This window comes from Asaia prunellae JCM 25354 (genome assembly GCF_000613885.1).
Lineage (GTDB): Bacteria > Pseudomonadota > Alphaproteobacteria > Acetobacterales > Acetobacteraceae > Asaia > Asaia prunellae.
In genome coordinates, this window is sequence record NZ_BAJV01000012.1 from 1 (window position 1) to 24,349 (window position 24,349).

Below are 24,349 nucleotides of genomic sequence, written 5' to 3' on the forward strand. Positions count from 1 at the left end.
CTCGGGGATCCCCTATAGCGATCAGGCTGATGGGCTGTTTCGCCCCTATCTCGGCCCCGCCCATCGGGCGACACTCGGGCGTCTGGCCGGGTGGATGGACGAAGCCGGCATGAGCGTCGAGACGGATGCGGTCGGCACTATCATTGGTCATTATGCAGGAACGACGCCAGATGCGCCGGTTCTCCTTATCGGTTCGCATGTCGATAGCGTGCGCGATGGCGGACGTTATGACGGCATACTTGGCGTCACGCTTGGCATCGAGGCTGTCGCCCATTTCCATCGGCACAACCGGCGTTTTCCCTTCGCGCTTGAGGTGATCGGCTTTGGCGATGAAGAAGGCTCGCGTTTTTCAACCTATATGATGGGGTCGCGCTCGGCTGCCGGCCTGGCCCAGACCATTGATGACAGCGTGACTGATCGCGACGGCATTACGCTACGCAAGGCTCTGGCCGATTGGGGGCTTTCCACAACGCGTTTCAAGACGGCGCGACGCGAAAACGTGCTGGCCTATGTCGAGGCGCATATCGAGCAGGCACCCCATCTCGAGCGGGCCGCTCTCCCTCTCGGTCTGGTGCGCGGTATTGCTTCCCAATATCGCTATCGTATCACGCTGGAGGGACAGGCAGCCCATGCCGGCACGGCCATGCATGAACGGCGGGACGCACTTGCTGCTGCGGCCGAATCCATTACAGCCATAGAAGCTATTGGCGCGGCCGGGCCTGACGATCTGGTCACGACTGTCGGCTTTCTCACCGTCGAAAACGGCGCGCCCAATGTGGTGCCGGGTCATGTCATCATGACGGTCGATATCCGTGCAGTCACACCGGGTGTGCGTGAAAACGCCGCAAGGCAAATTCTTGAAGCACTGGAGGCCATCAGCCTCAAACGTAACATCACACTTTCAGTCGAACAGGTGCAGGATCTACAAGGCGCCCTGTGCGACGAGGCGCTGAATGCGATCCTGCGTAAGGCCATTATCGACACCATGGGTTACACCCCGCCAGTCCTGCTGAGCCAGGCCGGGCATGATGCGATGATCATGGCCCATCTGGCGCCCATGACCATGCTGTTCATCCGCTGTGCAGGCGGTATCAGCCACAACCCAGCGGAATCCGTCGAGAATGACGATGTCGAGGCGGCGCATCGCACGCTGGTCAGTTTCATCACACGCGTTGGAGAAGAACGATGAGCAACTTCTATGGTGAGATCGATCCCCCCCAGCGCCTGCTGATGGGACCAGGCCCCATAAATGTGCATCCGCGCGTATTACGAGCCATGGGCGCCGATATGCTCGGCCAGTTTGACCCCGAGATGACGGAATACATGAACCAGACGATGGATCTGTATCGTCAGGTCTTCATGACCACAAACCGCTGGACATTCCTGATCGACGGCTCGGCGCGTGCCGGGATCGAAGCCGCACTCACCTCGCTGATCGAACCTGGTGCTAAAGTGCTGCTCATCCGCTCGGGCCGGTTTGGCATGTTGCTGGGTGAAATCGCCGAACGTCTGGGTGCCGACATCGCCACCATCGATCTCGAATGGGGGCAGGTTGCGACGCTAGAGCAGATCGAAGCTGCACTTGCCGAACATCGCCCTGCTGTCTTCGCTGCCATTCATGGCGACACCTCCACGACCACAGCCCAGCCCCTCGAAGGGGTTGGCGCGCTCTGTCACAAATACGGTGCCCTTTCCTATATCGATGCCACGGCAACACTGGGTGGCATGCCGGTGCGCACCGATGAGTGGGAAATCGATGTGATTTCCGCCGGGCTTCAGAAATGCATGGGTGGCCCGCCGGGTAGCGCCCCCATAACCGTCTCCGACAGGGCTGCAGAATTCATTTTCTCACGACGCAAAGTCGAAAGCGGCATTCGTCGCGACGATATCAGCGACGGCATACGCCCTTTTATCCGTTCGAATTATTTCGATCTGGCGATGGTGATGGATTACTGGTCTGAGAAACGCCTGAACCATCACACCGAAGCCACGTCGATGCTGTATGCAGCGCGTGAATGCGCCCGTCTGGTTCTGGAAGAAGGGCTGGAAAACCGTTTTGCCCGCCATATTGCGGCTGGCAAGGCCATGTCGGAAGGGCTACGCGACCTCGGCCTTACGCTCTACGGTCAGGATTCTTACCGGATGAGCAACGTAACCGGCGTGTATATCCCCGAAGGAATCAATGGCGAGCGTGTGCGTAGCCGCATGCGCGAAGAATACCAGATCGAGATTGGCACGGCCTTTGGCCCGCTGGCAGGCAGAATCTGGCGTCTTGGCGCGATGGGCTATAATGCCGAGCTGCACAAGGTGCGCCTGACACTGGCTGCGCTCAAAGCCGTGCTTCAGAGCGAGACATGACCCGCTATACAGCGGAGCCTACGGAAGCGTCTCCACTGACTGGATTTCGTCATGAATGGCTTTCAGCACGCGGCGCGTAGCGGCCAGATCCTCCTCCGCTACGCCTGAGATCGCGCGCATCTCGATCTCGCGTGACAGACGCATGACTTCCTGGAGACGGGCTTCGCCCTCTCTGGTCAGAGTGACGAAAAATGCCCGGCGATCCGCTTCATCCGGTTCTCTGGTAACAAAGCCCTTTTCCTCAAGCGTGCGCAGAATGCGCACCATTGAGGATTTGTCGAGCAGTAATGCGTCGGCGATTTCCTTCGGGTGAAGCGGCCTGCCATGACGTTTGAGTTCCAGCAGAGGTTGCCAAGTAGCATCCGTCAGATCATGGGGTCTGAGCTCTGTATCCAGTATCTGTCGCCATCGCCGGGCAATCAGAGCCATCATACGCCCCATAGTCGGCGTATCGGCTGTCATCCCTCTCATGGAGTCGCCTCGGACAGACCATCCGGCACATTGTTCACCAGATCGAGCTGTCCTGTGGCATGAGCGAGAGAGGCCGCCTTGGTAAAGGCCTGGGCAATACTGACTGCGAGCGACGCCTGAGCTTCGAACAGGGCTGCAGCGGCAGTCGAGGCGTCTGTCATGGTTCCGACACCATTCGCATAAGCCTGACTTGCGCCCTCATTGGCCGTTCTTGCAGCGTCATTGAGCACCTGAGCCGATTTGACCTGAGCCAGTGCAGTCTCTAGCGCGTCCTGACTGTCTGCTACCTGACGCTCGACGCTCAGACGATCCTTCAGAAGGGTTGCTTCTGCCGCATCGCGACGGGATTCAGCCATATGAATGGCATTGGCCCGCAATCCGCCCTGGTAGATCGGCCAGCTGATCTGCAGAAGAGCAGTCGCTTCTGGCTGGGCAATGGCTGAAGCGGGAGCAGAACGCCCCGTGCCATAGGTTTTTAGCGCACCCAGATAGCCCGAAGCGGAACCTGCAAAAGAGATACGCGGACGAAGCGCCGCTTTTGACGCCAGAACAGCCTGGTCCGAAGCCCGTAATTTGGCAATATCAGCCAGAAGATCGGGACGAGAGGCAAGCGCCTGGTTAACGAGCTGTTTGATCTGGTCGGGCGAACTATGCGGCAGATCACGCGCCGGAACAGGTTCAATCTGCATGGTAAGCGTTGCAGGCAGACCTGTTACCTCCAGCAGAGCATGGCGCGCAGCATGTTCGGCATCATCAGCCTTGTCGAGATCGAAACGCGCCTGAGCCAGATTACGCTGGGCTGTCGCCACATCCACGATTGTAGCCTCACCATTATCGTGGCGTGACTGCGCTGCACGCAGAAGCAGGGCCATGTTATCCACAGCATGATGCGAGGCCACCACGATGGCCTGTGCTGCCTGATATTGGTGATAAGCGCTGATCACATCCAGAATGAGCTGCTGATGCACGGCTGAGAAGCCGAAATTGGCCGCCAGGGTTTCGAACTTCGCTTCCTGTATCTGCGCACGTGTCCGCCCGAAATCGAGCAGAAGGTAATCGAGTTCAAGCTTGGGGAAGGCGGCTGCCCCATTCGATGTCAGATAGCCACGGCTCGACAGGTAGTTAGGCAAGGGCAGGGCCATACGCTGAAACCCGCCCATGGCAGAAAAAGTCAGCTGTGGCAGCATGGCCGCGCGTGACATACCGACATTGATTGCAGCCTGTCTGGCAGATTCCCAGGCGATACGGGTGCGCGGATTGTTACGCTCTGCAAGATCGATCAGCTGAGGGAGGGAAACTGCCTTGTCGATTGCTTCAGGCAAGACCGGACCAGAATGGGGTGCCATTGCGTGATCTGGCTCAATCCCGGCTGACACCGGCGGATTGCGTATATCCGGAGGCAGAACGAGTCCTGTGCTGGTCTTCGGATGCCACGCATGGTCTGCCGTTTCCGGTGCAAGATCACGCGTATCGTTGCACCCGGAAAGCAGCGACGCGACGACGAAAAGAGGAAGAATATGGCGTGTCATCAGAAAAATCCGGGAAGCAGAACAGTTCATCATGCGGCTTCGACCTGTCCACGCGCATCGGGATCGTAATTCAGCACGATGCCGCGCAGGCGTTCATCAAGCAGACCAAACCAGACCATGCGCTGGGGATCGTCTTCCATATGGGGAAGGACAGGAAGCCTCGTCTGCAGGGCAAGACCATCACGACCATCCTCAAGCCATTGAGCCAGCTCATCCAGCCAGAGGCGTATTGTCTCGATGTAATGCTGTGCCCTCTCATCAGGCTCGCGTCTGACATCAGAAATGACCGCAACAGGAATGGAAAGCAGCTGGATATCTGTCACCAGGGATTGCGTGACATCGGGAATGGACGCATTTCCCTTGAGACGTTCTTCCTCAAAAGGTGCATTGCGTAGCGAGGTCCGCGTTGCTGCGATGGCGCTGCCGAATTTCTCTCGTTCGAACTCCTGTCGGATATCAACGGCAATGTCACCACGCTCGCGACGCATCACGATCAGATCACCCAGTTTCCTGACAGCGCTTACCAGATGCTTGCGCGCGACATTTGTTGCGCTGACTGGCCATAGGGCTGCCGAAACAAGGTAGACCACGATATTGCCGATAATAATGCCAACGACACGATTTCGCGCCGTCTCCATATCAAGTGTCGGACCATATCCCTGCAGAATTGTCATAAAATAGGCCATGGCAATCTGCACCCCTGCATAGGAAATGCGTTCGCTTCCGCTTTTGACCCAGCCAGCAAACATTGCCACAGGAATCACGACCAGAATCAGATCAAGGCAATCAGTAAGCGACGGCATAAGGGTCAGGATCGTCCCTATACCAAACACGGCACCAATCATGGCGCCAATCACGCGAAGCAGCATCTTGTGCACCGTGTCGCCAACCGTCCCGAGAGAAACGAGAAAACAGGTGACGACGCAGGTCTGGATACCTGGCCATGAGGTGAAACGCGTAATGGCGTAGCAGATGACGACGCTGATCGCGATCCGTATGGCAGAACGGGGATAAGCCGGATTTGTGAAAGCATCCGGTCTGAAAAATCCCTGTGCTGCCGCTCTGATTTCCGGCGCAAAACTTGATGCCGTCGTCTCCGGACGCATGAGCAGACCATGAATAATGGTCAGACTGCGTATGAACTCGATGGCCAGAGGATAAAGCGTCGGATCATCGTGAAACTCGGCAGCAAGGCTTTCAAGCTCCGCTTCATCAAAATCGATAGCAGGCGCCCGTTCACGCCCGTGAGTATGGACTTGCCCGCATTGTGCAATGATCTGACCCGTACGATTGAGAAATCTTGTACCTCTTCCGGCCCCCAGCTGGCTCCAGGCCAGTGTGATCATGACAAGACGCGCCGTCGTGCGGATCATGGCTAGACCAACATGATGGCTTGACATCTCAGGGTGAATTTTTACGCTCAGATCATGAAAATGGCGCAGTGTCGCCACGCCCTGCGCTGCCAGCCCCCTGATTGCACCCATTTCCTTCGTCTGAGGCTCCGCACCGGTCTCGCAGGCGCGTGCAACGGCCTCAAAACGCTGTGCCAGACCTTCTCGCAGCATTGTCAGCGGATCATGACCGGCAAGACGATTGACGACTGCAATAATCGCAAGGGCGATGATGAAAACAGCCCCTACCCAGAGGAGTGTGTGAAGCATTGCCTCCTCGGGAGGCATGAAGGCTGCATCGGGAACAGCGCTATCGGTCGTATTGCCTATAAAGCCATCAAGAGAATAACCGACCGTTTCAAGCATATCCGCGCTCATGGACATGTAGACGATCCAGAAGAGCAGGATATTGGCGAGTGATCCCATGGTCATCGCCTGGGACAGAAAACCGGCAGCCAGCGTCAGAAGCAGCATGAGAGGCAGTCTGAGTCCCGGCTCTGACAGACTTGCCATCATCAGCAGGATCGTCAGGGCTGTCCCTGCCACAATCACGGCACCGCCCATAAGGGCAGTGCTTGTATTGGACGCAGCGTCATTCCCTGAAAGAAAAAAGCAGATGAAAACCAGCACGGGCAGATCGGGCACCCGGAAGGTTTCACCGATCAGGATCGTGACAATGACCTGCACAACCAGCAGCACCGTATTACGGGCACGACCGGGCGTCGGGGCCATCTCCTTTTTCAGAAAGGCAAAGGTGGAAGGAGGATCTGCATGCCATTTCCGGCTGTGCCCCCCTGCAGCGCCCAGCTGGCTCGCGCTCATCGCATGACAACCACAACAACAGTTGCTCCGATACGCATCAGGTCCGAAGGCGGGTTATCAAGCCGGATACGAACCGGAAAACGCTGGGCAATACGCACCCAGTTCAGTGTACGAGGCACCTTGGGCAGGCCATTGGCACTCGTTCCTTCATCTGGCACGACACCGGCATTCAGGCTTTCCAGCGTGCCTGTAATAGGCATACCAGGCTGAGCCATGGCATAGACCTTGACCTTCTGTCCTGGCAGCAGTCCCACAAGCTGTGTCTCACGAAAATTCGCAATGGCCCACCAGACTTCGCTGTCAACCAGGGTGAAGACCGGTTTACCGGTCGTGGCATATTCACCTGCGCTGATATTAAGATCCGTCACGATGCCATCGCAGGGCGCACGCACCGTCGTCAGGCGCAAATCGCGCTCCGCTTCACGAAGCTGGGCTTTTGCAGCCGCCAGATCTGCACGCAGAGGCGCCACGCTACGTACGGCCTGACGCGCTGCAACAGCCGATTGCAAGGCCTGTTGCAGCGATGCTCGGCACTCCGGGTCTCTGTTCGGGCCTGATCAAGCGCCTCACGGGTTACAAAACCCTGTGCTGCAAGGGGAGTCAGGCGGTTCTGGGTTGCCTGGGCAAGTGCCAGTCTGGCACGAGCGCTCTGCACAGCACTGGCTTCCGCGCCGGCATGAGAAATCTGTGAGCTGACCTGACTGGTCTGAACATCGATCTGCGCCTGAAGCCCGTCAACCTGCGCCTGTGCCTGCTGCACGCGATAGGTATAGCTCGGGATCGATTACATAGAGTATCTGTCCACGCCTGACCTTGTCATTGTCATGAACCGGCAAAGACACGATACGACCGCTCACCTCCGGTGCCAGATGCACAATATTGGCGGCAATATAGGCATCTTCTGTTCTTGGGCGGGAATGAAGACGTTCCAGAACCATAAAGCCGGTGACGACACAGGCAGCCAGAGACAAAACCAGGAGCGCAATACCCCCGATACGTGAAGTAAGGAACTCATGAGTGCACCGCTCGCAAACTCTTGGCGATCGGCAGGTGCCGGCCGATCAGGAAAAGACGACCGCTCAACGAGAGATTGACAGTATCGGCCGATCCACAGGGGGCAGGCATCGGCTCAATGACCGAAAAAAACCAGCCACACCAGAAAGGTGACGGCTACCATGAAGGCAAGATAGGTCAACATCGGCGCCGGAACAGATTGCTGGAGGTTGAATACCCCCAGCAAGGCACGCAAAAGCGCAGCGCCGACAGCACCCAGCGTAGCGCAAAGCATCCACGACGGAAAAAAGGAGCCGAGTACATCCTGCAAAGGTGCCCGTGTACAGCCACTAAGCGTCAGGACAGGCAACGGGACAAGACGCCACAACGCGGTAACCTTGCATGAAGGAATAGAACGTAAAGGGATCATGGCTGTATCATCTGATTTCGTTTCCTCGGTCAGACGGAAGAACACCAATATGGTTTATATATCAACCATTTTCTGAAAAGGCATTATCCGGCTCAGGTAGATGATGAACCCGATATGAAACGGTCGATACTGGGAAGGCAGAAAGATACGCTTTTTTGATCCGGAAAACGCCAGAAAGCGCCGTGTCATTACCGGCGCGTTGCTCGTCTGTGCTCTATTTTCTGGAATTTTGATGGTGGAGCCAATCGGAATCGAACCGACGACCTCCTGAATGCCATTCAGGCGCTCTCCCAACTGAGCTATGGCCCCGCCGTATCAGAACCGGCCCCTTGGGTCAGGCCAGTGGCGCGGGTATAGCGGGGGGCTTGTGCCCTGACAAGCCCCCCGCAGGACTATTTTTTTGCCAGTCCGTGATTACGCAGTACATCCAGCAGCGGCAATCGGGGCAGACCCAGTATCGCGTCATGATCACCATGGATCGACTCAAAAAGCTGTACACCCATCCCTTCGAGTCTGTACGCCCCTACACAGGCCAGAAGGGCTTCACCTTCACGCTGCAGATAAGCATCCAGGAATGCATCGCTGAATGCACGCATCGTCAGTTCCGGCGTCGCAAGATGCTCCCACAGCTTTTCTCCGTTTCTGTACAGGACAAGGGCTGTCTGAAGCCTGTGTGTACGCCCCCTCAGACGGCAAAGCTGATCACGCGCCATTTCGAGTGACTCCGGCTTGTCGAAACCGGTGTTTTCGCACTCGAGAATCTGGTCTGCCGCAATAACAAAATCGGCGCTCATAAAACCATGATTCCTGAAGAAACCTAGAGCTTTGGCATTTGCGAGCGCCAGAGCGACAGTGCCGTGATCTGTTCCCCGAGCCCTCATTTCCTCACGTAGTATGACCTCATCCACCGCAACGGGGCAGGCCGTCACTTCAAGTCCTGCATCCTGGAGCAAAGCAAGACGTGCCTTGGATCCACTGGCAAGAAACAGGCGCTGTACACCCGGATTCGGGCTATTCGACTCCATGGCGAGTCTCCTTGTGTCACAGGGGTGAATGAGTACCGTCAGTACTGGGGTACATGGGGATTGTACGAGCATTCTGCGGAAGGCGTACCGAGTACCGTGGATTGTACGGTTTCCCGCTGTAGCAGTGGGTTGTACACAGCCCTTCTGTGGGTATTTCGGGATAACCTCCGCAAATGCCTCAAACCAAAGGCTTAATCGTTTGTACACAGTGTTGGTAACTTGGTGTACGTTTTCGGAAAGATGGGTACCCCGTCATCCACAGGGATCAACCTATCCGACAGGATATCTTTCTTTTTTCTTTTATGATTATTGATCGGTATGGATAGCGAAATCTCACCTCTGCCAAAGCCTGTAAAACCGCTTCTGCGTGTCCTCCAGGGAGAGGCTGTCTGGCCTCCCCCGATCTGGCTGATGCGTCAGGCTGGACGCTATCTGCCGGAATTTCGTGCAGAGCGCGCCAAGGCCGATTTCCTGACGCGCTGTACCACACCCGACATCGCGGCAGAGCTGACCCTTCAGCCTATTCGCCGTTACGCCATGGATGGCGCCATTCTGTTCTCCGACATTCTGGTCCTGCCCTGGGCCATGGGTCAGGACCTGAAATTCATCGAAGGCCGAGGCCCGGTCATGGAGCCGATCCGCAATCGCGCCGCTCTCGATGCGCTTTCTCCGTCACGCGTAGCCGAAATCGTCGCGCCTATCCAGGAGACGTTGCGCATTCTGGCCCGTGAGCTTCCCAAGCCTACGACGCTTCTCGGTTTTGCGGGCAGTCCCTTCACAGTTTCCTGCTACATGGTCGATGGCGGCAGCTCGCGTGAGTTCGGCGTGACACGCGCCATGGCCCTGCAGGACCCTGCCCTGTATGGCGATCTCATCGATCTGCTGACACAGGCCACCACCGACATGCTGATCGGTCAGATCGATGCGGGCGCCGAAGCCGTCATGCTGTTCGACAGCTGGGCCGGTCTGTTGCCACCGTCGCAGTTCCGCCAGCATGTGATCGCTCCCACACGCGCCATCGTGCAGGGCATCCGTGCGGCTCGACCTGGCGTGAAAATCATAGGCTTTCCGCGTCTCGCCGGTCTGATGGCGATTGAATATGCCCGTGAAACCGGCGTGGATGCCCTGGCCTGTGACACCTCCGTCGATATGACCCAGATGGCCACGCTCTGCCCCGACACGCTGGCGCTGCAAGGCAATCTCGATCCGATCATTCTCAAAAACGGCGGTCAGGCGCTCATTGATGAGGCGCATACGATCAGAAATGCTCTCAAGGGCCGTCCGCATGTGTTCAATCTCGGTCATGGCGTAATGCCCGAGACGCCGCCGGAGCATGTCGGGGCCCTTGTCAACGCCGTACGTGATATCGGCTGAGAACCATGGCCCATGCCCTGTCTCCCTCGGGTGCATTGCGCCTTGTGATCTTTGATTGCGATGGCGTGCTGATCGACAGCGAGGGACCCTCCTGCCGTCTTGTGGCGCGTGTGGCCCGCGAGCATGGCATTGGCGTCAGCGATGAAGAGTCAATCGAGCGTTTTGCCGGCAAGGCGCTGGCTCAAGTCAAACACGAGCTTGAAGCCGAAACAGGGCATGATCTCGGTGCTGATTATGTGGCTATCATGCAGGACAAGCTGGTCGAGCTGATGCGCGACGAGGCGGTGCCCATTGATGGGGCTGCCACCATGCTTGAGGGCGTTACTGCACTTGGTCTTCCTTTCCGGGTTGGTTCGAACTCCTCCTGGCCGGAAATGGAAGTGAAATTCGACCGCGTCGGTTTCTCTCCTCTCTTTCCACGTCACAGGGTCCATTCAGCACGCGACATGATGCGGCCCAAGCCGGATCCTTATGTCTTCCTTCATGCTGCAGCAGAGGAAAACATCGACCCGTCATGCTGTGTGGTGATCGAGGATTCCGATACCGGCGTTCAGGCTGCGCATGATGCGGGTATGGCCTGTATCCTGCTCAGGGCCGAAGGTCCGCCTCCTGCCCATGACTGGACCGGATTGAGGCGCATTGCCCACTTGGACGAGCTCGTGCCCGTTCTTGCCGATGTACTGAAGGAGCAGGCGAGATGAGTGCCCTCATGCCCTGGTTTCCCTGGCTCAAAGTGCTGCATATCCTGGCTTTTACCTCCTGGATGGCGGGTAATTTCTATCTGCCCCGCCTTTTCGTCTATCATTCCCAGGTTGCCCCCGGCACGGATGAGAGCGCCCGCTTCCAGATCATGGAACGTCGCCTTCTGCGTGCCATCATGACGCCTGCCATGATCGCGACACTTCTCTCGGGGGGAATGCTCGCCTCAATCCCGGGCTTGATTGACTGGTCTGCTCCCTGGTGGTGGATCAAGCTCGTTACCGTGCTGCTGCTTTGTGGCTTTCACGGTTTCTGCGCCCGCTGGCGTCGCGAATTCGCCGCAGAGCAACGGCTGCATCAGGAGCGGTTTTATCGCATCGCCAATGAGGTGCCGACGCTCCTGATGGTCGTGATCGTTATCATGATCGTAGCCCGGCCTTTTTCGGGGTGAGAGGTATTCAGCTCTGCCCTGAACCCGCTAAAGGACAAGCCCCTTCGATTCCCGCTTCGGATCAAACAGGTTTCCAAAGGATAATTATCCTTTGGCGGGGAACGGGGCAGAGCCCCGCCTGTTTTTCAGATTGCTCCGAACCGCCGGTAGAGAAACTCGCCATCGTGACCGGCGGTTGAGGCCTCCATAACCAGTGCGTGCTGGTTTGAACGGGCACAGACGGGGTCGGTCGCTGAGGCATCGCCGGTCAGGGCGAGGGCCTGACAACGACAACCGCCCCAATCCACCTCCTTGAGGCTGCAACTGCGGCAGGGTTCGGGCATCCAGTCAGTGCCACGAAACAGATTGAACAGGGGAGAATCCTGCCAGATCGCACCGAGCGATTCCGTCGCCACATTGGGAAAGACCACATTCGGAATGGTCTCGGCGGCATGGCAGGGCAACACCTTGCCCGAGGGGGTGATGTTAACGAAACGCTGTCCCCAACCGCCCATGCAGGGTTTGGGTTGATCGGCGTGGTAGTCAGGGGTGACATAATCGATGGCAAGGCTGTTGCCAAAGCGGGCGCGTGCTTTCACGACTGCTTCGGTCGAGGCTTCAAGCTGCTCGGCTGAAGGCATCAGCAGAGCGCGGTTCTTCAGGCCCCAGCCATAATACTGGGTGTGGGCAATCTCGACGCGGCCCGCGCCAAGGTCATGGGCGAGATCCAGCATTTCGGGCACACGCGCTACATTTTCGCGATGCACGACAAAATTGAGGGTGAGCGGAATGCCACGTGCCTTGATGAGGCGGGCGGCATTAAGTTTCTTTTCCTGAGCGCCGCGCAGACCGCCAATGCGTTCGGCACCAGCCTCATCAACATCCTGAAACGAGAGCTGGATATGGTCGAGCCCGGCAGTGTCTAGAGCCTCGAGTGTGGTGTCGTTGATGAGCACGCCCGACGTGATGAGATTGGTGTAGAGATTGAGTTTGCTGGCGTGACGCACAAGCTCGGGCAGATCGTTGCGCGCCATTGGCTCGCCGCCGGAAAAATGAACCTGCAACACACCCAGAGAAGCCGCTTCGTCGAGTACGCGCAGCCAGTCCGCCGTTTCCATTTCCGACGCCCGGCGATCGAGGGCGATTGGGTTGGAGCAATAGGGGCAGGCGAGCGGGCAGCGATGGGTCAACTCGGCAAGAAGGCTCATCGGAGGCGGCGCGAAACTCATGCGCCCAGCACTTTCTGCTCGATGAGCGACGCGAGCAGGGTCTGCACATCGGCTGCAATGATCTCACGTGGCGCCTGATAGGTCTTGGCCAGCGTGTCGATCAGAACGCCAAGCGGTTGGTCACTATCAACGAGCTGCAGAATGGCAGCGGCGATCGGATCGGCAATGAAGGCTTTCTCGGGTGCCTGGATAAGCCAGACATCACGCACGCGATCATGCTGAAGGCGATGACCACGTGTGAATTTCAGAATGCTGTCTTCGGAAATGCTCAATCGCTGAAAGCCTCTGGCGTATGAGCCCGGCAAAGGCACCTGGGGCGGGATGGCCTTCCATATACACATGCTCGAGGGCATCGAGCATTGTCCAGAGCACATTGCATTTGAAAATCAGCGCATCGATGACTTCCTTCTGCTGCTCGGCGGTGCGGGCATGTTCCTTGACATAGGCCAGAGCAAAATCTGAATCGCGTGGTGCCTGGGTAAGGCGTGGCGCAAAATAGGCCAGTGTTTCTTCAGAAATGAAATCATAATGACGCAGCATGCCCGAAACGCGTTCACTGATGATGGTCGGTGAGAAGAGTTCGGTCAGCGACGAGGCAATGGCGGCCAGAACGGAGCGATCACGCACGTAATGCACATAGGCTTCAACGGCAAAGCCCGTAGCGGGTAGCATACCCTGTAGGCTCTCGACATAGGGGCGTGACAGGCCGAGCCCGTCCGTCAGTTTCAGCCAGCGCGCAATACCACCCGAGCCGGGTTCGTTACCATCGTGGTCTTCCAGGCGGCGGCGCCATTCGCGACGCAGTTCAGCAGTGGGCAGGCGGGCAAGCAGGGTTGCATCCTTCACGGGAATGGACGCCTGATAATAATAGCGGTTCAGCGCCCAGGCCTGCACCTGGGTGCGGCTGAGCTTGCCATCATGCAAAGCGCGGTGAAAGGCGTGGCGGTTATGATAGCGTTCAGCGCCGATTTCACGCAGGCGGGTCTCAAGGGCGTCGGGGGTAAGAACCGTCATGTTGATGCTCCCAATGTCAGGCGCAGACCATCTTCACCGATGGTCCATCCTGCTTCTTCTGCCGTCTGGCGTTCCGGTGAACCCGGAATGAGGACGGGGTTCGAGTTATTGATGTGAATGAATACGCGATGCGCTGGGGCATCATGCAGCGTTGCAATGATACCTTCCGGGCCGGACATGGAAATATGACCCATGCGCAGCCCTGTCTTGGGACTGAGCCCGGCGTGGATCATCTCGTCATCCCGCCATAATGTGCCCTCCATGAAGAGGCATCCGCGCTGCGGATACGGGCGCGTATGTCCGGGGTAAGATCGGCACAGGCAGGCAGAAAAATCAGTCGATGCTGCCCGTCAGTAATGTCGAGTCCGATTGTCTCGCCTTTCTGACTGGCAGATGCTCGGCATAGAGTGGTGCCTTGCCCGGAACGTCGAAGGGCGTCACGATCAATCCGGATTCTGTGTCATCCTTGTTGGGCAGGGCAACAGGGCAGAGGTCTTCCAGCACCAGTCGTGGAACGATCCCGCGATTGACGGCCTCGAAGATCGGGTTGGCATCAAGCTGGGTATGTGTGGCCTGTGTGGCATAGAGCCTGAAAGGCTCACGCTCGCGAAGAGTCAGCAGTCCGGTTATGGAATCGACCTCGCCGTTGGTCAGAATGACGCCCTGTATCGGGGTCGAGCGCAGTCCGGTCTGTGCCTGTAATTCAGGCGTTGCCAGGATCTGGGCTCGCAGATCAGGCGAGGCATTGAGAACAAACCAGTTCTGGCCATCACTGCTGACAGCGAGGGACGCCTGGCTACGGGACGGAATTTTACCCTCGCGGGCGGCACGACAGGCGGGGGCATTGGAATTCCATTGGGGAAAACCGCCTCCGGCGCCGCTGCCGAGAACGATGATATCGAGCATGGTCGGGGTTGGTCAGTCAGTCACAGGCCAGAAACGACAACAGCCGCACGAGGGGTGCGGCTGTTGTTTATCGACGATCAGATGAAGAACTTACTTCTTCTGGCCGCAGACATAGGAGTTGATTTCGGCGCCGAGCGGAATTTCGGTAACCTTCGGGGTGTTCCAGGCCATGATGATATCCTTTTGCAAAATATGTTCGGGTGCTGGGATAGCTATAAGATAGAACCTGAAAATGGGTTGCAAGCCAACGCGATTCAACCCAATAAAATGTAACCTGCTTCACGTTGATGGCAACGATTGTGACCCCGGGCAGCTGATCGGCGTTGACGATCGCGCCGGCTACGCGCTCCAACCCGTCTTTCAGGAAAGAACCGCCCGCCATGTCAGACCCGCTTCTGACTTCGGATACGCCTCTGCCTGAAACGGAGCAGGGGAATATGCCTTCTCGCGATGCACCCCAGGTCATGCCTGCATCGGGTGAAACCGATGAGATCGAGAGCGATGTTCATCAGGCGGGTATTATCCGCAAGGCGATGATGCGTCACAGCCTCGGGTTACGCGATGTCGGGGTTCTGATCCTGTCCCTGCTTGCCGTGTTCTATACACTGTATTTTGCTGCGGATATCGTTCTGCCCTTCGTCTTTGCGATGGTCGTCAATCTGCTCATGATAGGACCCATGCGTTTCGTGCATGGGCGGCTGCGTCTTCCCAAGCCCATTGCAGCGCTGCTTCTGATCATTGCCATGTTTCTGATCGTGGTATGTATCGGGACAGCCATTTCGGTACCCGCCGCGGCATGGTTGACGAAAGTGCCGCAAAGCCTGCCAGCCCTTCAGCAGAAACTGGCTTTCCTGCAAGGACCGATCGATTCCCTGCAACGGGGTTACCTGCGCGTGGTCGCCCTTATGTCCGGTAATGGTCACCATCATGTCAGCGCGGCGAGCGCCGCAGCGTCTTCTGCCTCCAACGGAGCAGAGACACTGCGAATATGGGGGTCATCTTTCCTGATCGGGACACGGGCTTTCATGGGTGAGTTGTTCACCATGCTGCTCATGCTCTTCTTCCTCATGACCGAGGGGGACAGTCTGCTGAGGCGCATTGTCGAGATCATGCCGACTTATTCTGACAAGCGGCGCATCGTCCAGATTACCACTCAGATTGAACGCAACGTCTCGCTTTATCTGGCAACCATTACCATCATGAATATTCTCGTGGGGGCGCTCAATCTGCTGCAATGCTGGCTTACCGGCATGCCTAACCCCCTGCTCTGGGGCGTTCTGGCCTTTCTGCTCAATTATGTGCCGATCATTGGTCCGTTAACAGGCGTGGTAGTCTATTTCTGCGTGGCACTGATCAGTTTTCCGTCTTTCCTTCTCGCGCTCCTGCCTCCTGCAATCTATCTCTGTATTCACATTCTTGAGGGTGAGACCATCACCCCCATGCTTCTGGCCAAGCGCTTCACGCTGAACCCGGTTCTGGTCATGGCATCGCTCCTGTTCTGGGACTGGATGTGGGGGATTGGCGGTGCATTTCTTTCCGTTCCCATGCTCGCTGTGTTCAAGATTTTCTGTGATCATATCGGGGCGCTCACACCGATTGGCCATGTGCTTGGCGGCCCTGTAAGGCCACGGTCGCTGCGTACACTTGGTCCCGAGGTTGCCCCCGAAAAGACGCCCTGAAATTCATTGTTCCGACAAAATGAGCGATCGCGTCGCATATGACATGAAATTATCATGCGTGTTGCGTCGGCTTATCCTATTAGAACACCGGTCTGAGGCTGGAGATCGCTTGGCGAAGCTGGGGTGAACGGCTATCAAATGCAACAAAATATTTCTAATTCCCGAGCCGAGGTTTCCATGCGCTCCTATGATGGTCTTGTCTGATCAATGCAGGCACCTCTTATCCGCCGCCTTGGTCTGGCAGCGTTCATCGCTATCGTTCTGCTTGGGATCGTTATCACGATTATTCACGAGCATGGTGGCCCTCGTCCCGGTCGCCCTCTGGCGCAGCTGACCCGCGAAAATGGTCTGGTAATTGTCACGGATGACTCGCCGTTGATGAAACGACTTCATGTCGAGCCGGTCAAAGCCAGTATTCTGGCTCACGGGTTGCGTATCCCTGGCATGGTTGAAGCGGAGCCAAGGCGCAGCTTCAATATCCTGACGCCTGTGACCGGTCATGTGATCAAGGCTGATCTGCAACCCGGACAGATCGTACATAAAGGAGATGTTCTGGCTGTGCTGGCCTCGGGCGATCTCGATCAGGCCTATGCCGATCTGATGAAATCCCGTGCGCAGCAGACCTATGAGGAGCGTGTGGTCAAACGCGCCCAGGATGTTCTTGCTATAGGCGGTAATGCCCGCAAGGATCTTGATTCCGCCCTTAATGATCTGGCCCAGGCCAAGGCGGAACGTCAGCGTGCCGAACGTCGTCTTGAATCCCTGAACAGCCGTACAGATCAGGATGGTGAAGGTCTGGTGCGACTGATTGCCCCGGTCGATGGTCTGATCGCCAGTACAACGCTTGCTCCGGGTGTCAATGTCACCGATGCGACCGCAGTTCAGACTGTAGTACTCGATATATCGCAGGTGCAGATCGATGCTGAAATCCCCGAAGACTCCGTCGGGATTGTTTCGCTCGGTCAGCAGATGACAGCCCGGATTACCGCGTTGCCGGGGCGGCATTGCTCGGCGCCAATCCAGTCGATTGAACCGGCCCTGCACAGCGATACGCGGCGCGTGATTGCTCATATCAGTTGCGACAATACCGATGGTCAGCTTCGCCCGAACATGTTTGCCGATATCGAGATCGCCGTAAAACAGCCGGAAATGGTTATTATTCCCAAAACGGCTCTGCTCATGAACAATGATCGCCTGACCGTCTTCGTGCAGGACAGAGCACCCATGCATTTCCGTCGGCGCGCTGTGACAGTGAGTTATGACGAGGGCGAGACGGTACGTGTCCTGTCCGGACTGGAGGCGGGTGAGACGATTGTGACCCGTGGTGCCATTCTTCTCAATGATAATGACTGATTTGTCAGCGCCGCAGATGAGAGTCCTATAATCCGTGATCGCGACCCTGATTTCGTGGTGCTTTGCGCGCCGTCATATCGTTTTTATCTGTGCCGTGTTTCTGGCTCTGGCTGGAGGCTATGCCTGGCGTGTTCTGCCGGTTGAAGCCTATCCTGATCTCGGAGCTGTCAACGTTCAGGTTACCACCCAGGTTTCAGGTCTTGCTGCCGAAGAAATGGAACAGCAGGTCACGGTGCCGCTCGAACGGGCTCTTGCTGCTGTTCCGGGCGTAACCGAAAGCCGTTCCAGCAGCACTTTCGGCCTTTCGCTCATTACCCTGATCTTTCATGACGGGGTCGATGTTTTCACGGCGCGTCAGCTCGTGCTTGAATTGCTGGGTACGGCGAGCATGCCTGATGGTGTGACGCCCCAGCTCGGTCCGATTACCGGACCTGCAGGTGAGATCTTCCGGTACACGCTGGAATCGGATTCGATGGATCTGATGCAGCTTTCCGATGTGCAGCGCTGGATAGTCATCCCGACGCTCCAGCGGGTGCCGGGGATCGTGAACGTCAATAATTTCGGTGGATTAACACGCGAATACCAGCTTGTTCTCAAGCCCGAGGCTCTTCTGCGTTACGGGCTCAGCACTGATGACGTGGTAAACGCGATCAAGAACAACAATGCCAACGCGGCGGGTGGGCGTGTCACACGTGGTGAGCAATCCTACATTGTGCGCGGTGTCGGCATGATCCATACACTTGATGACATGAAGCGGATCGTGGTTGCCCAGCATAATGGCACACCCATTCTGCTGAGCGATCTGGGACAGGTGCAGTTCGGCCATCAGATTCGTGAAGGTATTCTGGGCAAGGACAACAACCCCGATACCATCGAAGGTATCGTCACCATGCTGTCAGGGGCCAATCCGTCTCTGGTGCTGGACAACGTGCATAATGTGGTTGACCAGTTGCAGGAACGTCTCAAGCCGCTCGATGTGCGTCTTGTGCCCTATATCGACCGCGATAATCTGGTGAAAGCCACGACCCACAAGGTCGGCGAGACCATGGTTGAGGGTATCGGCCTCGTTCTGGTTATTCTCACACTCTTCCTCGGTAGCCCGCGCAGTGCCGTGGTGACGGCTGTTACCATTCCACTCGCGCTCTCGACCGTCTTTGTGCTGATGCATTTCTTCGGTATGGCTGCCAATCTGTTCTCGCTCGGCGCCATCGATTTCGGCGTGATCGTGGATGGGGCCATCGTCATCACCGAGGCCATTCTGCGCCTGCGTGAGGAATCGCCAAAAGCGACACTGACCAGCACCGAGGTGTTAAGCGTTGCCCGTATTGCCGGACGTTCGATCTTTTCTTCCACGCTGATCATTATTGTTGCCTATAGCCCGCTCTTTGCGTTCGAGGGCAGTGAGGGCAAGCTCTTCCGTCCCATGGCCTATACGGTCAGTTTTGCGCTGATCGGTGCATTGGCCTGCGCGCTCTGTCTTATTCCGACGCTCAGTTATCTTGCCTTGTACAAGCCCCGTCGCATCTGGCACAATCGCCCTCTTGAGGCGCTGCATCGCGCCTATGAGCGTGGCCTGAACCACATGCTGGCTCGCCCGCTTGTCACCTATATTGGCGGTGGTGGTGCGCTGCTGGCTGTTCTTATTCTGGGCGCAACGGTAGGACGCGAATTCCTGCCCGATCTTGATGAGGGGGCGCTCTGGCTTCAGGTTCAGCTGCCGACGGGTATCTCGCTCGACGAGGGCAGCCGCATTGCAAGCGAAGTACGCTCGGCCATCAGGGAGTTTCCGGAGACGTCCTACGCCATTACCCAGCTCGGGCGTAACGATGACGGTACAGATCCTTGGACATTCTCGCATATCGAAATGCCTGTTGGGCTCAAACCCTATGATCAATGGGCGACCGGCGAGACCAAGGCGCAGTTTATCGCGCGTCTGCGCGAGCGACTCTATCAGATTCCCGGGATCAGCTTTGGGATCAGCCAGCCTATTCAGGACGGCATGAACGATCTTGTCGGTGGCGCTCATTCACCGCTCGTTTTGCGTGTTTATGGCAATGACTTCCATGAGCTGCGGCGTATCGGGCGTGAAATCGTGGCCATTCTGCACGATGTTCCCGGCACGGCTGATGCTCGATCTTTCAGGAACCGCAGATTCCTCAGCTGATGATCACGCCTCGTCGTGAGCAGGCGGCACGTTATGGCATCAATGTGTCTGATATCAGTACGGTCGTGCAGAACGCCATCGGCGATGGCGCCATCACTCAGGTCTATGTGGAAGATCGGGTCTATAATGCGACGCTTCATGTAGGCAGCAAGGATCTGAACAATCTTGCCTCGATCCGTTCTTTGCCTTTGCGTTCAACCGATGGGGCGCCAATACCTCTGGCAGAGGTCGCCAATGTTGGCTTGCATATGGGCGAAAGCAATATTGCGCATGAAATGGGTGAGCGTCAGATCACCATTCGTGTCGATAACGGGCAAAGACCGCTCTCGCAATATCTGGAAGACGCCCAGAAACGCATTGCTTCGCAGGTTCATTTCGATCCGCGCAAATATCGCCTGCAATGGGCTGGCAGTTTCGAGCAGGAGCAGCGCGCCCAGGCCCGCCTCGGTGTGGCACTACTCGTCATGTTCTCGATCATGCTGTTGCTGCTGTTCATGGAATTCGGCACGTTCCGTCATGCTGTGCTGGTTCTGAGTGTCGTGCCCCTTGCCACATTGGGGGGGCTTATCGCGCTGCATCTGCGTGGTGAAACTCTCAATATCGCGACTGCCGTGGGCTTTATCGCGTTGTTTGGTGTGGCCGTGCAGAACGGCATCATCATGATTGCGGCCATCAACCGTCATCATCGTTCCGGCCTGAGCATTCACGACTCTGTTCTGGCTGGTGCAGGCGAGCGTTTTCGGCCTGTGCTCATGACGGCGACGGTAGCCAGCGCTGGCATGTTACCAGCGGCACTGGCTACCGGTGTCGGTACAGATGTCCAGCGTGGTCTGGCGACTGTGGTCGTGGGAGGGCTGGGCATTGCTACCCTGCTGACCCTGTTTGTGCTGCCCGTCTTCTTTTTCGAGATGGAACATTATATCGAGCGTCGCAAGGCGCGTCGTTCGGGAGGCGTATCATGAGACGATCGCTTTTGCTGGGCTGCGCCGGGGCTTTGGCCCTGTCGGGTTGTGCTATCGGTCCCGACTTCCATCGACCGGAAATGCTCAGGAATGCAGGGTATCAGAGTAATGCCTTGCCCGCCTCGATTCACGGTACGGCAGATAGTGGTGCGGCTGGTGCAGCCCAGACCCTGACTGTCGGAGCGGATCTGACCGGGGAATGGTGGAAAGCGCTCGGCGCTCCCCAGCTTGATGCTCTTGTTGTCCGTGCCTTGCAGAACAACCCGTCTCTCAAATCAGCACAGGCCTCGCTCAAGGCAGCCTATGAACAGACCAAGGTGGCTGGGGCTCCGCTTCTGCCGAGTATATCGGCTTCGTTCAATCCAACACGCAACAAGACATCTCAGGCCTTGTCACCCGTTCCTGCAAACAACAGCTATCTCTATAATCTTCATACGCTCCAGCTGAATATTTCCTATCAGCCTGATCTGTGGGGTGGGTTGCGTCGTCAGGTGGAGAACCAGGCGGCGCAGGCAGAAATGCAGCGTTTTCAGCTGATCGCCACGACTAACACACTGATCAATACGCTGATCGTCACGCTCATTACCCAGTCGAGTGTTAATGCCCAGATCGAGGCTACCAGCAACATCATCGCGACCCAGAAGAAGCTGCTTGATGTCATGGAGAAGCAGTACCGACTTGGCGATATTGCTGAAGCACAGGTTCTGGCCCAGAAGGCCGCTCTCGCTCAGGCACAGGCCACCCTGCCGCCGCTGCATCTTCAGGCTGAACAGGCCCATGACCAGATTGCTGCCCTTGTCGGGACGACCCCGAATGAGGTTCTGCCCGAGATTCCTCTGGAAACCTATCGCCTGCCTGCCACTTTGCCGGTCAGCTTGCCAAGTGCCCTTCTGGCACAGCGCCCTGACATACGCGCGGCTGAGTCACAGATGCACAGCGCCAGTGCGCAAGTTGGTGTAGCCATTGCCAATCGCCTGCCTAATGTGCAGCTTTCAGCCACGCCGGGTCAGGCCATCAATGCCATGAGCCAGTTCTTCACCCCGGGTTATGGCAATTGGTCGATTGGCGCCATGGTGGCACAGCCTATTTTTCAGGGTTTCGAGCTGATGCATCTTGAACGCCAGGCGCGTGACAATCTTCTGGCGGCCACCGAACAATATAAAAACACCGTGCTGACCTCGATGCAGAACGTTGCCGATACGCTTCATGCCCTGCAGGACGATTCAGACGCCCTGACAATCAGTGCTGCGAATGAAGATGCTGCCGTTCGCAGCCTGCGCATTTCCCAAAGCCAGATGTCCTACGGCGATATCAGCCCGATTCTGCTTCAGGCTGCGGTGCAGATCGAACTCGAGGCACGCCTCAACCTCATTCAGGCCAAGGCAACGCGCTTTACCGATAGCGTCGCCCTGTTTCAGGCGCTTGGTGGCGGGTGGTGGCATCGTAACGATACCGCTATGAAGGTTCCCTCGACAGACTGGCACGCGGCGTTCTGACCTTCCTGGCGCGCCGCGTAACCGGCGCGCACAGGAGAACCATCGCTGATGAAGTCCCCCCGTCTATCCCGTCTGACCCTTCTTGGGTTCGGTTGCCTTCTTGGCGCGACGACCGCGCTCGCTTCTCCGGCCCCGGTAGCCACGCCGGACAGCAAGGTGGCGACGGCCTTTGACAAGCTGCTCGACGAGGAATGGCAGTATCAGCTCAGGAATGCGCCGGAGCTTGCCACCTCCATTGGCGATTATCGTTACAACGACCGCTGGAGCGATCTTTCTCTCGCCCATATCAAGGGTTCGGTACCTGTCCTGACCGGCTATCTCAAGCGCTTCAAGGCTATTAAGCCTTCATCGCTCGATGACCAGCGCCAGATCAGCCGCGCGATGATCATCCAGCAATTGCAGGACTCGCTCGAAGGCATCCGTCTCAAGACCTACGAGATGCCCATCGACCAGATGAACGGTGCGCAGCTTGAATATCCGGGTTTCGTCTCCAGTATCCCCTTTGATACCACGAAGCATTACGAGGATTACCTCGCCCGTCTGCGTGCCATCCCCAAGGCCATTGATCAGGTGATCGCCCTGGCCCGACTGGGTGAGAAAGACGGCCTCATGCCGCCGCGCTTCCTGCTCGAAAAAGCCGAACAGCAGGTCGAGCAGATTGCTGCCCCCGAGGGTGAGAAGAGCCCGTTTGGTGAGCCTGTCACGAAATTTCCTGCCAGTGTTCCTGCTGCCGATCAGCTGCGTCTGCGCAAGGCGATTCTCGCCTCCATCGATCACGATGTGCGTCCAGCCTATCAGCGTCTGGCGGCTTTCATGAAGCAGGGCTACGCCGCTCATGGTCGTGCTCAGGAAGGGGTCTGGGCTCTGCCTGGTGGCGATGAACTCTATCGCTACGATATTCGCACCCTGACCACCACTACCATGACGCCGAAGGAAATCCATCAGCTCGGCCTCGATCAGGTTGCGAAGATCGAGGGCGAAATGGCCGAGATTGCCCACAAGCTTGGTTTTGCCGATCTGGCCGCTCTGCGTGCTTCTGTGGCCAAGGATCCCAAGCTCTATGCGACCTCACGTGAACAGATCATTGATCTCTATCGTAAATATATCGCGCAGATGGAGCCAGCTCTTACGCGTTATTTTGACAAGATCCCGACCACTAAACTGGAGGTACGCCCCGTCGAGCGCTATCGCGAGGCTGAAGCTGCGGGTGCTGAATATCATCAGGGTACGCCCGACGGCTCACGTCCGGGCATCGTATTCGTCAATACCGGCGATTACGCCAAGCGTGATCTCTACACGATCGAAGACACTGCCTATCATGAAGGTGTGCCGGGCCATCATTTCCAGATTTCGACAGCCCAGTCGCTGCCCCTGCCGCCTTTCCGCCAGCAGGGTTTCTATAATGCCTATATCGAAGGCTGGGCACTCTATGCCGAAGGCCTTGGCAAGGAACTGGGTTTCTACAAGGACCTCTACAGCGATTATGGCCGCCTGAATGGTGAACTTCTGCGTGCCGACCGTCTGGTTCTGGATACAGGCGTGCATGATCTGCACTGGACCCGCGCCCAGATGCTGGAGTTCTTCCACGCTCATCCGCCCACCAGCGAGCCTGACATGCAGGCAGAAACCGACCGTTACATCGTCTGGCCCGGTCAGGCTCTGGGTTATATGCTGGGTCAGCAGACGATCCTGCGCCTGCGCGAAAAGGCAAAGACCGAACTCGGCGCCTGGTTCGATATCCGCAAATTCCACGATGTTGTGCTTTCTGGTGGGGCTTTGCCGCTGAACCTGCTGGCCGATCGGGTTGATGCCTGGATCAGGGACGTGAAGGCAGGTAAATAGGCCGGAATTTCGCTCCGGCCCGGGAGAGGCGGGCTCTGCCCCGCTCCCCGGCAAAGGGCTGTTGTCTCCTGAAAAGCCGACTGATTTTAAAAGGGGATCAGAGGTCTGCTCCTTTGCGGGCTCAGGACAGAGCCCCAAGAGGCTGTGCTGTAAATACGGAAGGGAAGTGATAAAAAAATCTC

20 protein-coding genes, 1 tRNA gene and 3 pseudogenes are annotated in these 24,349 nt (G+C 57.2%); 10 read left to right on the forward strand and 14 right to left on the reverse strand.

All coding sequences use genetic code 11. The features are described from left to right. Positions 1 to 1,189 (forward strand): allantoate amidohydrolase (locus tag JCM25354_RS10790; protein ID WP_025886027.1); only part of this gene is annotated, 1,189 nt, incomplete at its 5' end. Continuing rightward, a complete protein-coding gene (locus tag JCM25354_RS18320; RefSeq protein WP_051537364.1) occupies positions 1,186 to 2,358 on the forward strand; it encodes a pyridoxal-phosphate-dependent aminotransferase family protein in 1,173 nt (390 codons plus the stop codon). The genes JCM25354_RS10790 and JCM25354_RS18320, both read left to right, overlap by 4 nt. A gap of 18 nt (positions 2,359 to 2,376) precedes the next feature. Here JCM25354_RS18320 and JCM25354_RS10800 read toward each other — a convergent pair whose 3' ends face one another. The 9 genes from JCM25354_RS10800 to JCM25354_RS10845 all read right to left on the reverse strand — a co-directional run bounded on the left by JCM25354_RS10800 (position 2,377) and on the right by JCM25354_RS10845 (position 9,019). Then, entirely contained in the window at positions 2,377 to 2,829 is a 453-nt protein-coding gene (locus JCM25354_RS10800) for a MarR family winged helix-turn-helix transcriptional regulator (protein ID WP_025886028.1), read from the reverse strand. After that, positions 2,826 to 4,358 carry a TolC family protein gene (locus tag JCM25354_RS10805; protein ID WP_025886029.1) on the reverse strand — a complete coding sequence of 511 codons (1,533 nt, stop codon included), beginning with the start codon at positions 4,356 to 4,358 and terminating at the stop codon, positions 2,826 to 2,828. Before JCM25354_RS10805 ends, JCM25354_RS10800 begins: the two co-directional genes overlap by 4 nt. A gap of 29 nt (positions 4,359 to 4,387) precedes the next feature. Further along, complete coding sequence (locus JCM25354_RS10810; protein WP_025886030.1) at positions 4,388 to 6,571, reverse strand: FUSC family protein; 2,184 nt, start codon at positions 6,569 to 6,571, stop codon at positions 4,388 to 4,390. Beyond that, the gene (locus JCM25354_RS18325; protein ID WP_159103482.1) at positions 6,568 to 7,041 is read right to left on the reverse strand and encodes an HlyD family efflux transporter periplasmic adaptor subunit; all 474 of its coding nucleotides are present in this window, start codon (positions 7,039 to 7,041) and stop codon (positions 6,568 to 6,570) included. The genes JCM25354_RS10810 and JCM25354_RS18325 overlap by 4 nt, the downstream gene beginning before the upstream one ends. After that, entirely contained in the window at positions 6,969 to 7,331 is a 363-nt protein-coding gene (locus JCM25354_RS21380; protein ID WP_025886032.1) for a hypothetical protein, read from the reverse strand. The genes JCM25354_RS18325 and JCM25354_RS21380 overlap by 73 nt, the downstream gene beginning before the upstream one ends. After that, positions 7,306 to 7,542, reverse strand: a complete 237-nt coding sequence (locus JCM25354_RS10825) for a biotin/lipoyl-binding protein (RefSeq protein ID WP_148301484.1) — start codon at positions 7,540 to 7,542, stop codon at positions 7,306 to 7,308. The genes JCM25354_RS21380 and JCM25354_RS10825 overlap by 26 nt, the downstream gene beginning before the upstream one ends. A 158-nt stretch (positions 7,543 to 7,700) precedes the next feature. Then, a complete protein-coding gene (locus tag JCM25354_RS10830; protein WP_148301485.1) occupies positions 7,701 to 7,994 on the reverse strand; it encodes a YtcA family lipoprotein in 294 nt (97 codons plus the stop codon). Positions 7,995 to 8,227: 233 nt separating this feature from the next. Next, positions 8,228 to 8,303: transfer RNA gene (locus JCM25354_RS10840), tRNA-Ala, on the reverse strand. 83 nt (positions 8,304 to 8,386) lie between these two features. Beyond that, positions 8,387 to 9,019 (reverse strand): Maf family protein, encoded by a 633-nt coding sequence (locus JCM25354_RS10845; protein ID WP_025886035.1) that lies wholly within the window; start codon positions 9,017 to 9,019, stop codon positions 8,387 to 8,389. A 318-nt stretch (positions 9,020 to 9,337) separates the two neighbouring features. Here JCM25354_RS10845 and hemE point away from each other — a divergent pair, with 318 nt between their 5' ends. The 3 genes from hemE to hemJ are packed head-to-tail and all read left to right on the forward strand — an operon-like array spanning position 9,338 to position 11,543. Next, entirely contained in the window at positions 9,338 to 10,393 is a 1,056-nt protein-coding gene (gene hemE / locus JCM25354_RS10850; RefSeq protein ID WP_025886036.1) for a uroporphyrinogen decarboxylase, read from the forward strand. Positions 10,394 to 10,398: 5 nt separating this feature from the next. Beyond that, the gene (locus JCM25354_RS10855) at positions 10,399 to 11,094 is read left to right on the forward strand and encodes an HAD family hydrolase (RefSeq protein ID WP_025886037.1); all 696 of its coding nucleotides are present in this window, start codon (positions 10,399 to 10,401) and stop codon (positions 11,092 to 11,094) included. Then, positions 11,091 to 11,543 (forward strand): protoporphyrinogen oxidase HemJ, encoded by a 453-nt coding sequence (gene hemJ, locus JCM25354_RS10860; protein ID WP_025886038.1) that lies wholly within the window; start codon positions 11,091 to 11,093, stop codon positions 11,541 to 11,543. The genes JCM25354_RS10855 and hemJ overlap by 4 nt, the downstream gene beginning before the upstream one ends. 125 nt (positions 11,544 to 11,668) lie before the next feature. Here the strand turns inward: hemJ and pqqE are convergent, their stop codons facing one another. The 5 genes and pseudogenes from pqqE to pqqA all read right to left on the reverse strand — a co-directional run bounded on the left by pqqE (position 11,669) and on the right by pqqA (position 14,842). Next, the gene (gene pqqE / locus JCM25354_RS10865) at positions 11,669 to 12,751 is read right to left on the reverse strand and encodes a pyrroloquinoline quinone biosynthesis protein PqqE (protein ID WP_025886039.1); all 1,083 of its coding nucleotides are present in this window, start codon (positions 12,749 to 12,751) and stop codon (positions 11,669 to 11,671) included. Continuing rightward, positions 12,748 to 13,023 carry a pyrroloquinoline quinone biosynthesis peptide chaperone PqqD gene (gene pqqD / locus JCM25354_RS10870; RefSeq protein ID WP_025886040.1) on the reverse strand — a complete coding sequence of 92 codons (276 nt, stop codon included), beginning with the start codon at positions 13,021 to 13,023 and terminating at the stop codon, positions 12,748 to 12,750. The genes pqqE and pqqD overlap by 4 nt, the downstream gene beginning before the upstream one ends. A gap of 31 nt (positions 13,024 to 13,054) precedes the next feature. Next, positions 13,055 to 13,765: pseudogene (pqqC, locus tag JCM25354_RS10875) on the reverse strand (pyrroloquinoline-quinone synthase PqqC); the annotation flags it as partial. Beyond that, positions 13,762 to 14,671: pseudogene (gene pqqB, locus JCM25354_RS18330) on the reverse strand (pyrroloquinoline quinone biosynthesis protein PqqB). The pseudogenes pqqB and pqqC, both read right to left, overlap by 4 nt. A 90-nt stretch (positions 14,672 to 14,761) precedes the next feature. Next, entirely contained in the window at positions 14,762 to 14,842 is an 81-nt protein-coding gene (pqqA, locus tag JCM25354_RS20730) for a pyrroloquinoline quinone precursor peptide PqqA (RefSeq protein ID WP_023978294.1), read from the reverse strand. A gap of 365 nt (positions 14,843 to 15,207) precedes the next feature. On the opposite strand from pqqA, the gene JCM25354_RS10890 reads away from it, so the two are divergent. The 5 genes and pseudogenes from JCM25354_RS10890 (at position 15,208) to JCM25354_RS10910 (ending at position 24,167) form a co-directional block, all read left to right on the forward strand. Continuing rightward, a complete protein-coding gene (locus JCM25354_RS10890; RefSeq protein ID WP_035447541.1) occupies positions 15,208 to 16,350 on the forward strand; it encodes an AI-2E family transporter in 1,143 nt (380 codons plus the stop codon). 207 nt (positions 16,351 to 16,557) lie between these two features. Beyond that, positions 16,558 to 17,703, forward strand: a complete 1,146-nt coding sequence (locus JCM25354_RS10895) for an efflux RND transporter periplasmic adaptor subunit (RefSeq protein ID WP_025886044.1) — start codon at positions 16,558 to 16,560, stop codon at positions 17,701 to 17,703. Between the two features lie 34 nt (positions 17,704 to 17,737). Beyond that, positions 17,738 to 20,829, forward strand: a pseudogene (locus tag JCM25354_RS18335) (efflux RND transporter permease subunit). Further along, entirely contained in the window at positions 20,826 to 22,325 is a 1,500-nt protein-coding gene (locus JCM25354_RS10905) for an efflux transporter outer membrane subunit (protein ID WP_025886045.1), read from the forward strand. Before JCM25354_RS18335 ends, JCM25354_RS10905 begins: the two are co-directional and overlap by 4 nt. 48 nt (positions 22,326 to 22,373) lie before the next feature. Continuing rightward, positions 22,374 to 24,167: a DUF885 domain-containing protein gene (locus JCM25354_RS10910; RefSeq protein ID WP_025886046.1), complete on the forward strand. Its 1,794-nt coding sequence runs from the start codon at positions 22,374 to 22,376 to the stop codon at positions 24,165 to 24,167. Positions 24,168 to 24,349 lie beyond the last annotated feature (182 nt).

Bases quoted from the DNA above. Each gene is read 5' to 3' on its own strand.
- JCM25354_RS10910 (WP_025886046.1), top strand. From the start codon at position 22,374: ATGAAGTCCCCCCGTCTATCCCGTCTGACCCTTCTTGGGTTCGGTTGC.
- hemE (WP_025886036.1), top strand. From the start codon at position 9,338: ATGGATAGCGAAATCTCACCTCTGCCAAAGCCTGTAAAACCGCTTCTG.
- JCM25354_RS10805 (WP_025886029.1), bottom strand. From the start codon at position 4,358: ATGACACGCCATATTCTTCCTCTTTTCGTCGTCGCGTCGCTGCTTTCC.
- pqqE (WP_025886039.1), bottom strand. From the start codon at position 12,751: ATGAGTTTCGCGCCGCCTCCGATGAGCCTTCTTGCCGAGTTGACCCAT.
- JCM25354_RS10855 (WP_025886037.1), top strand. From the start codon at position 10,399: ATGGCCCATGCCCTGTCTCCCTCGGGTGCATTGCGCCTTGTGATCTTT.
- JCM25354_RS10895 (WP_025886044.1), top strand. From the start codon at position 16,558: ATGCAGGCACCTCTTATCCGCCGCCTTGGTCTGGCAGCGTTCATCGCT.
- JCM25354_RS10905 (WP_025886045.1), top strand. From the start codon at position 20,826: ATGAGACGATCGCTTTTGCTGGGCTGCGCCGGGGCTTTGGCCCTGTCG.
- JCM25354_RS10830 (WP_148301485.1), bottom strand. From the start codon at position 7,994: ATGATCCCTTTACGTTCTATTCCTTCATGCAAGGTTACCGCGTTGTGG.
- JCM25354_RS18320 (WP_051537364.1), top strand. From the start codon at position 1,186: ATGAGCAACTTCTATGGTGAGATCGATCCCCCCCAGCGCCTGCTGATG.
- JCM25354_RS10890 (WP_035447541.1), top strand. From the start codon at position 15,208: ATGCGTCACAGCCTCGGGTTACGCGATGTCGGGGTTCTGATCCTGTCC.
- JCM25354_RS10800 (WP_025886028.1), bottom strand. From the start codon at position 2,829: ATGAGAGGGATGACAGCCGATACGCCGACTATGGGGCGTATGATGGCT.
- JCM25354_RS10845 (WP_025886035.1), bottom strand. From the start codon at position 9,019: ATGGAGTCGAATAGCCCGAATCCGGGTGTACAGCGCCTGTTTCTTGCC.
- JCM25354_RS10810 (WP_025886030.1), bottom strand. From the start codon at position 6,571: ATGAGCGCGAGCCAGCTGGGCGCTGCAGGGGGGCACAGCCGGAAATGG.
- hemJ (WP_025886038.1), top strand. From the start codon at position 11,091: ATGAGTGCCCTCATGCCCTGGTTTCCCTGGCTCAAAGTGCTGCATATC.
- pqqA (WP_023978294.1), bottom strand. From the start codon at position 14,842: ATGGCCTGGAACACCCCGAAGGTTACCGAAATTCCGCTCGGCGCCGAA.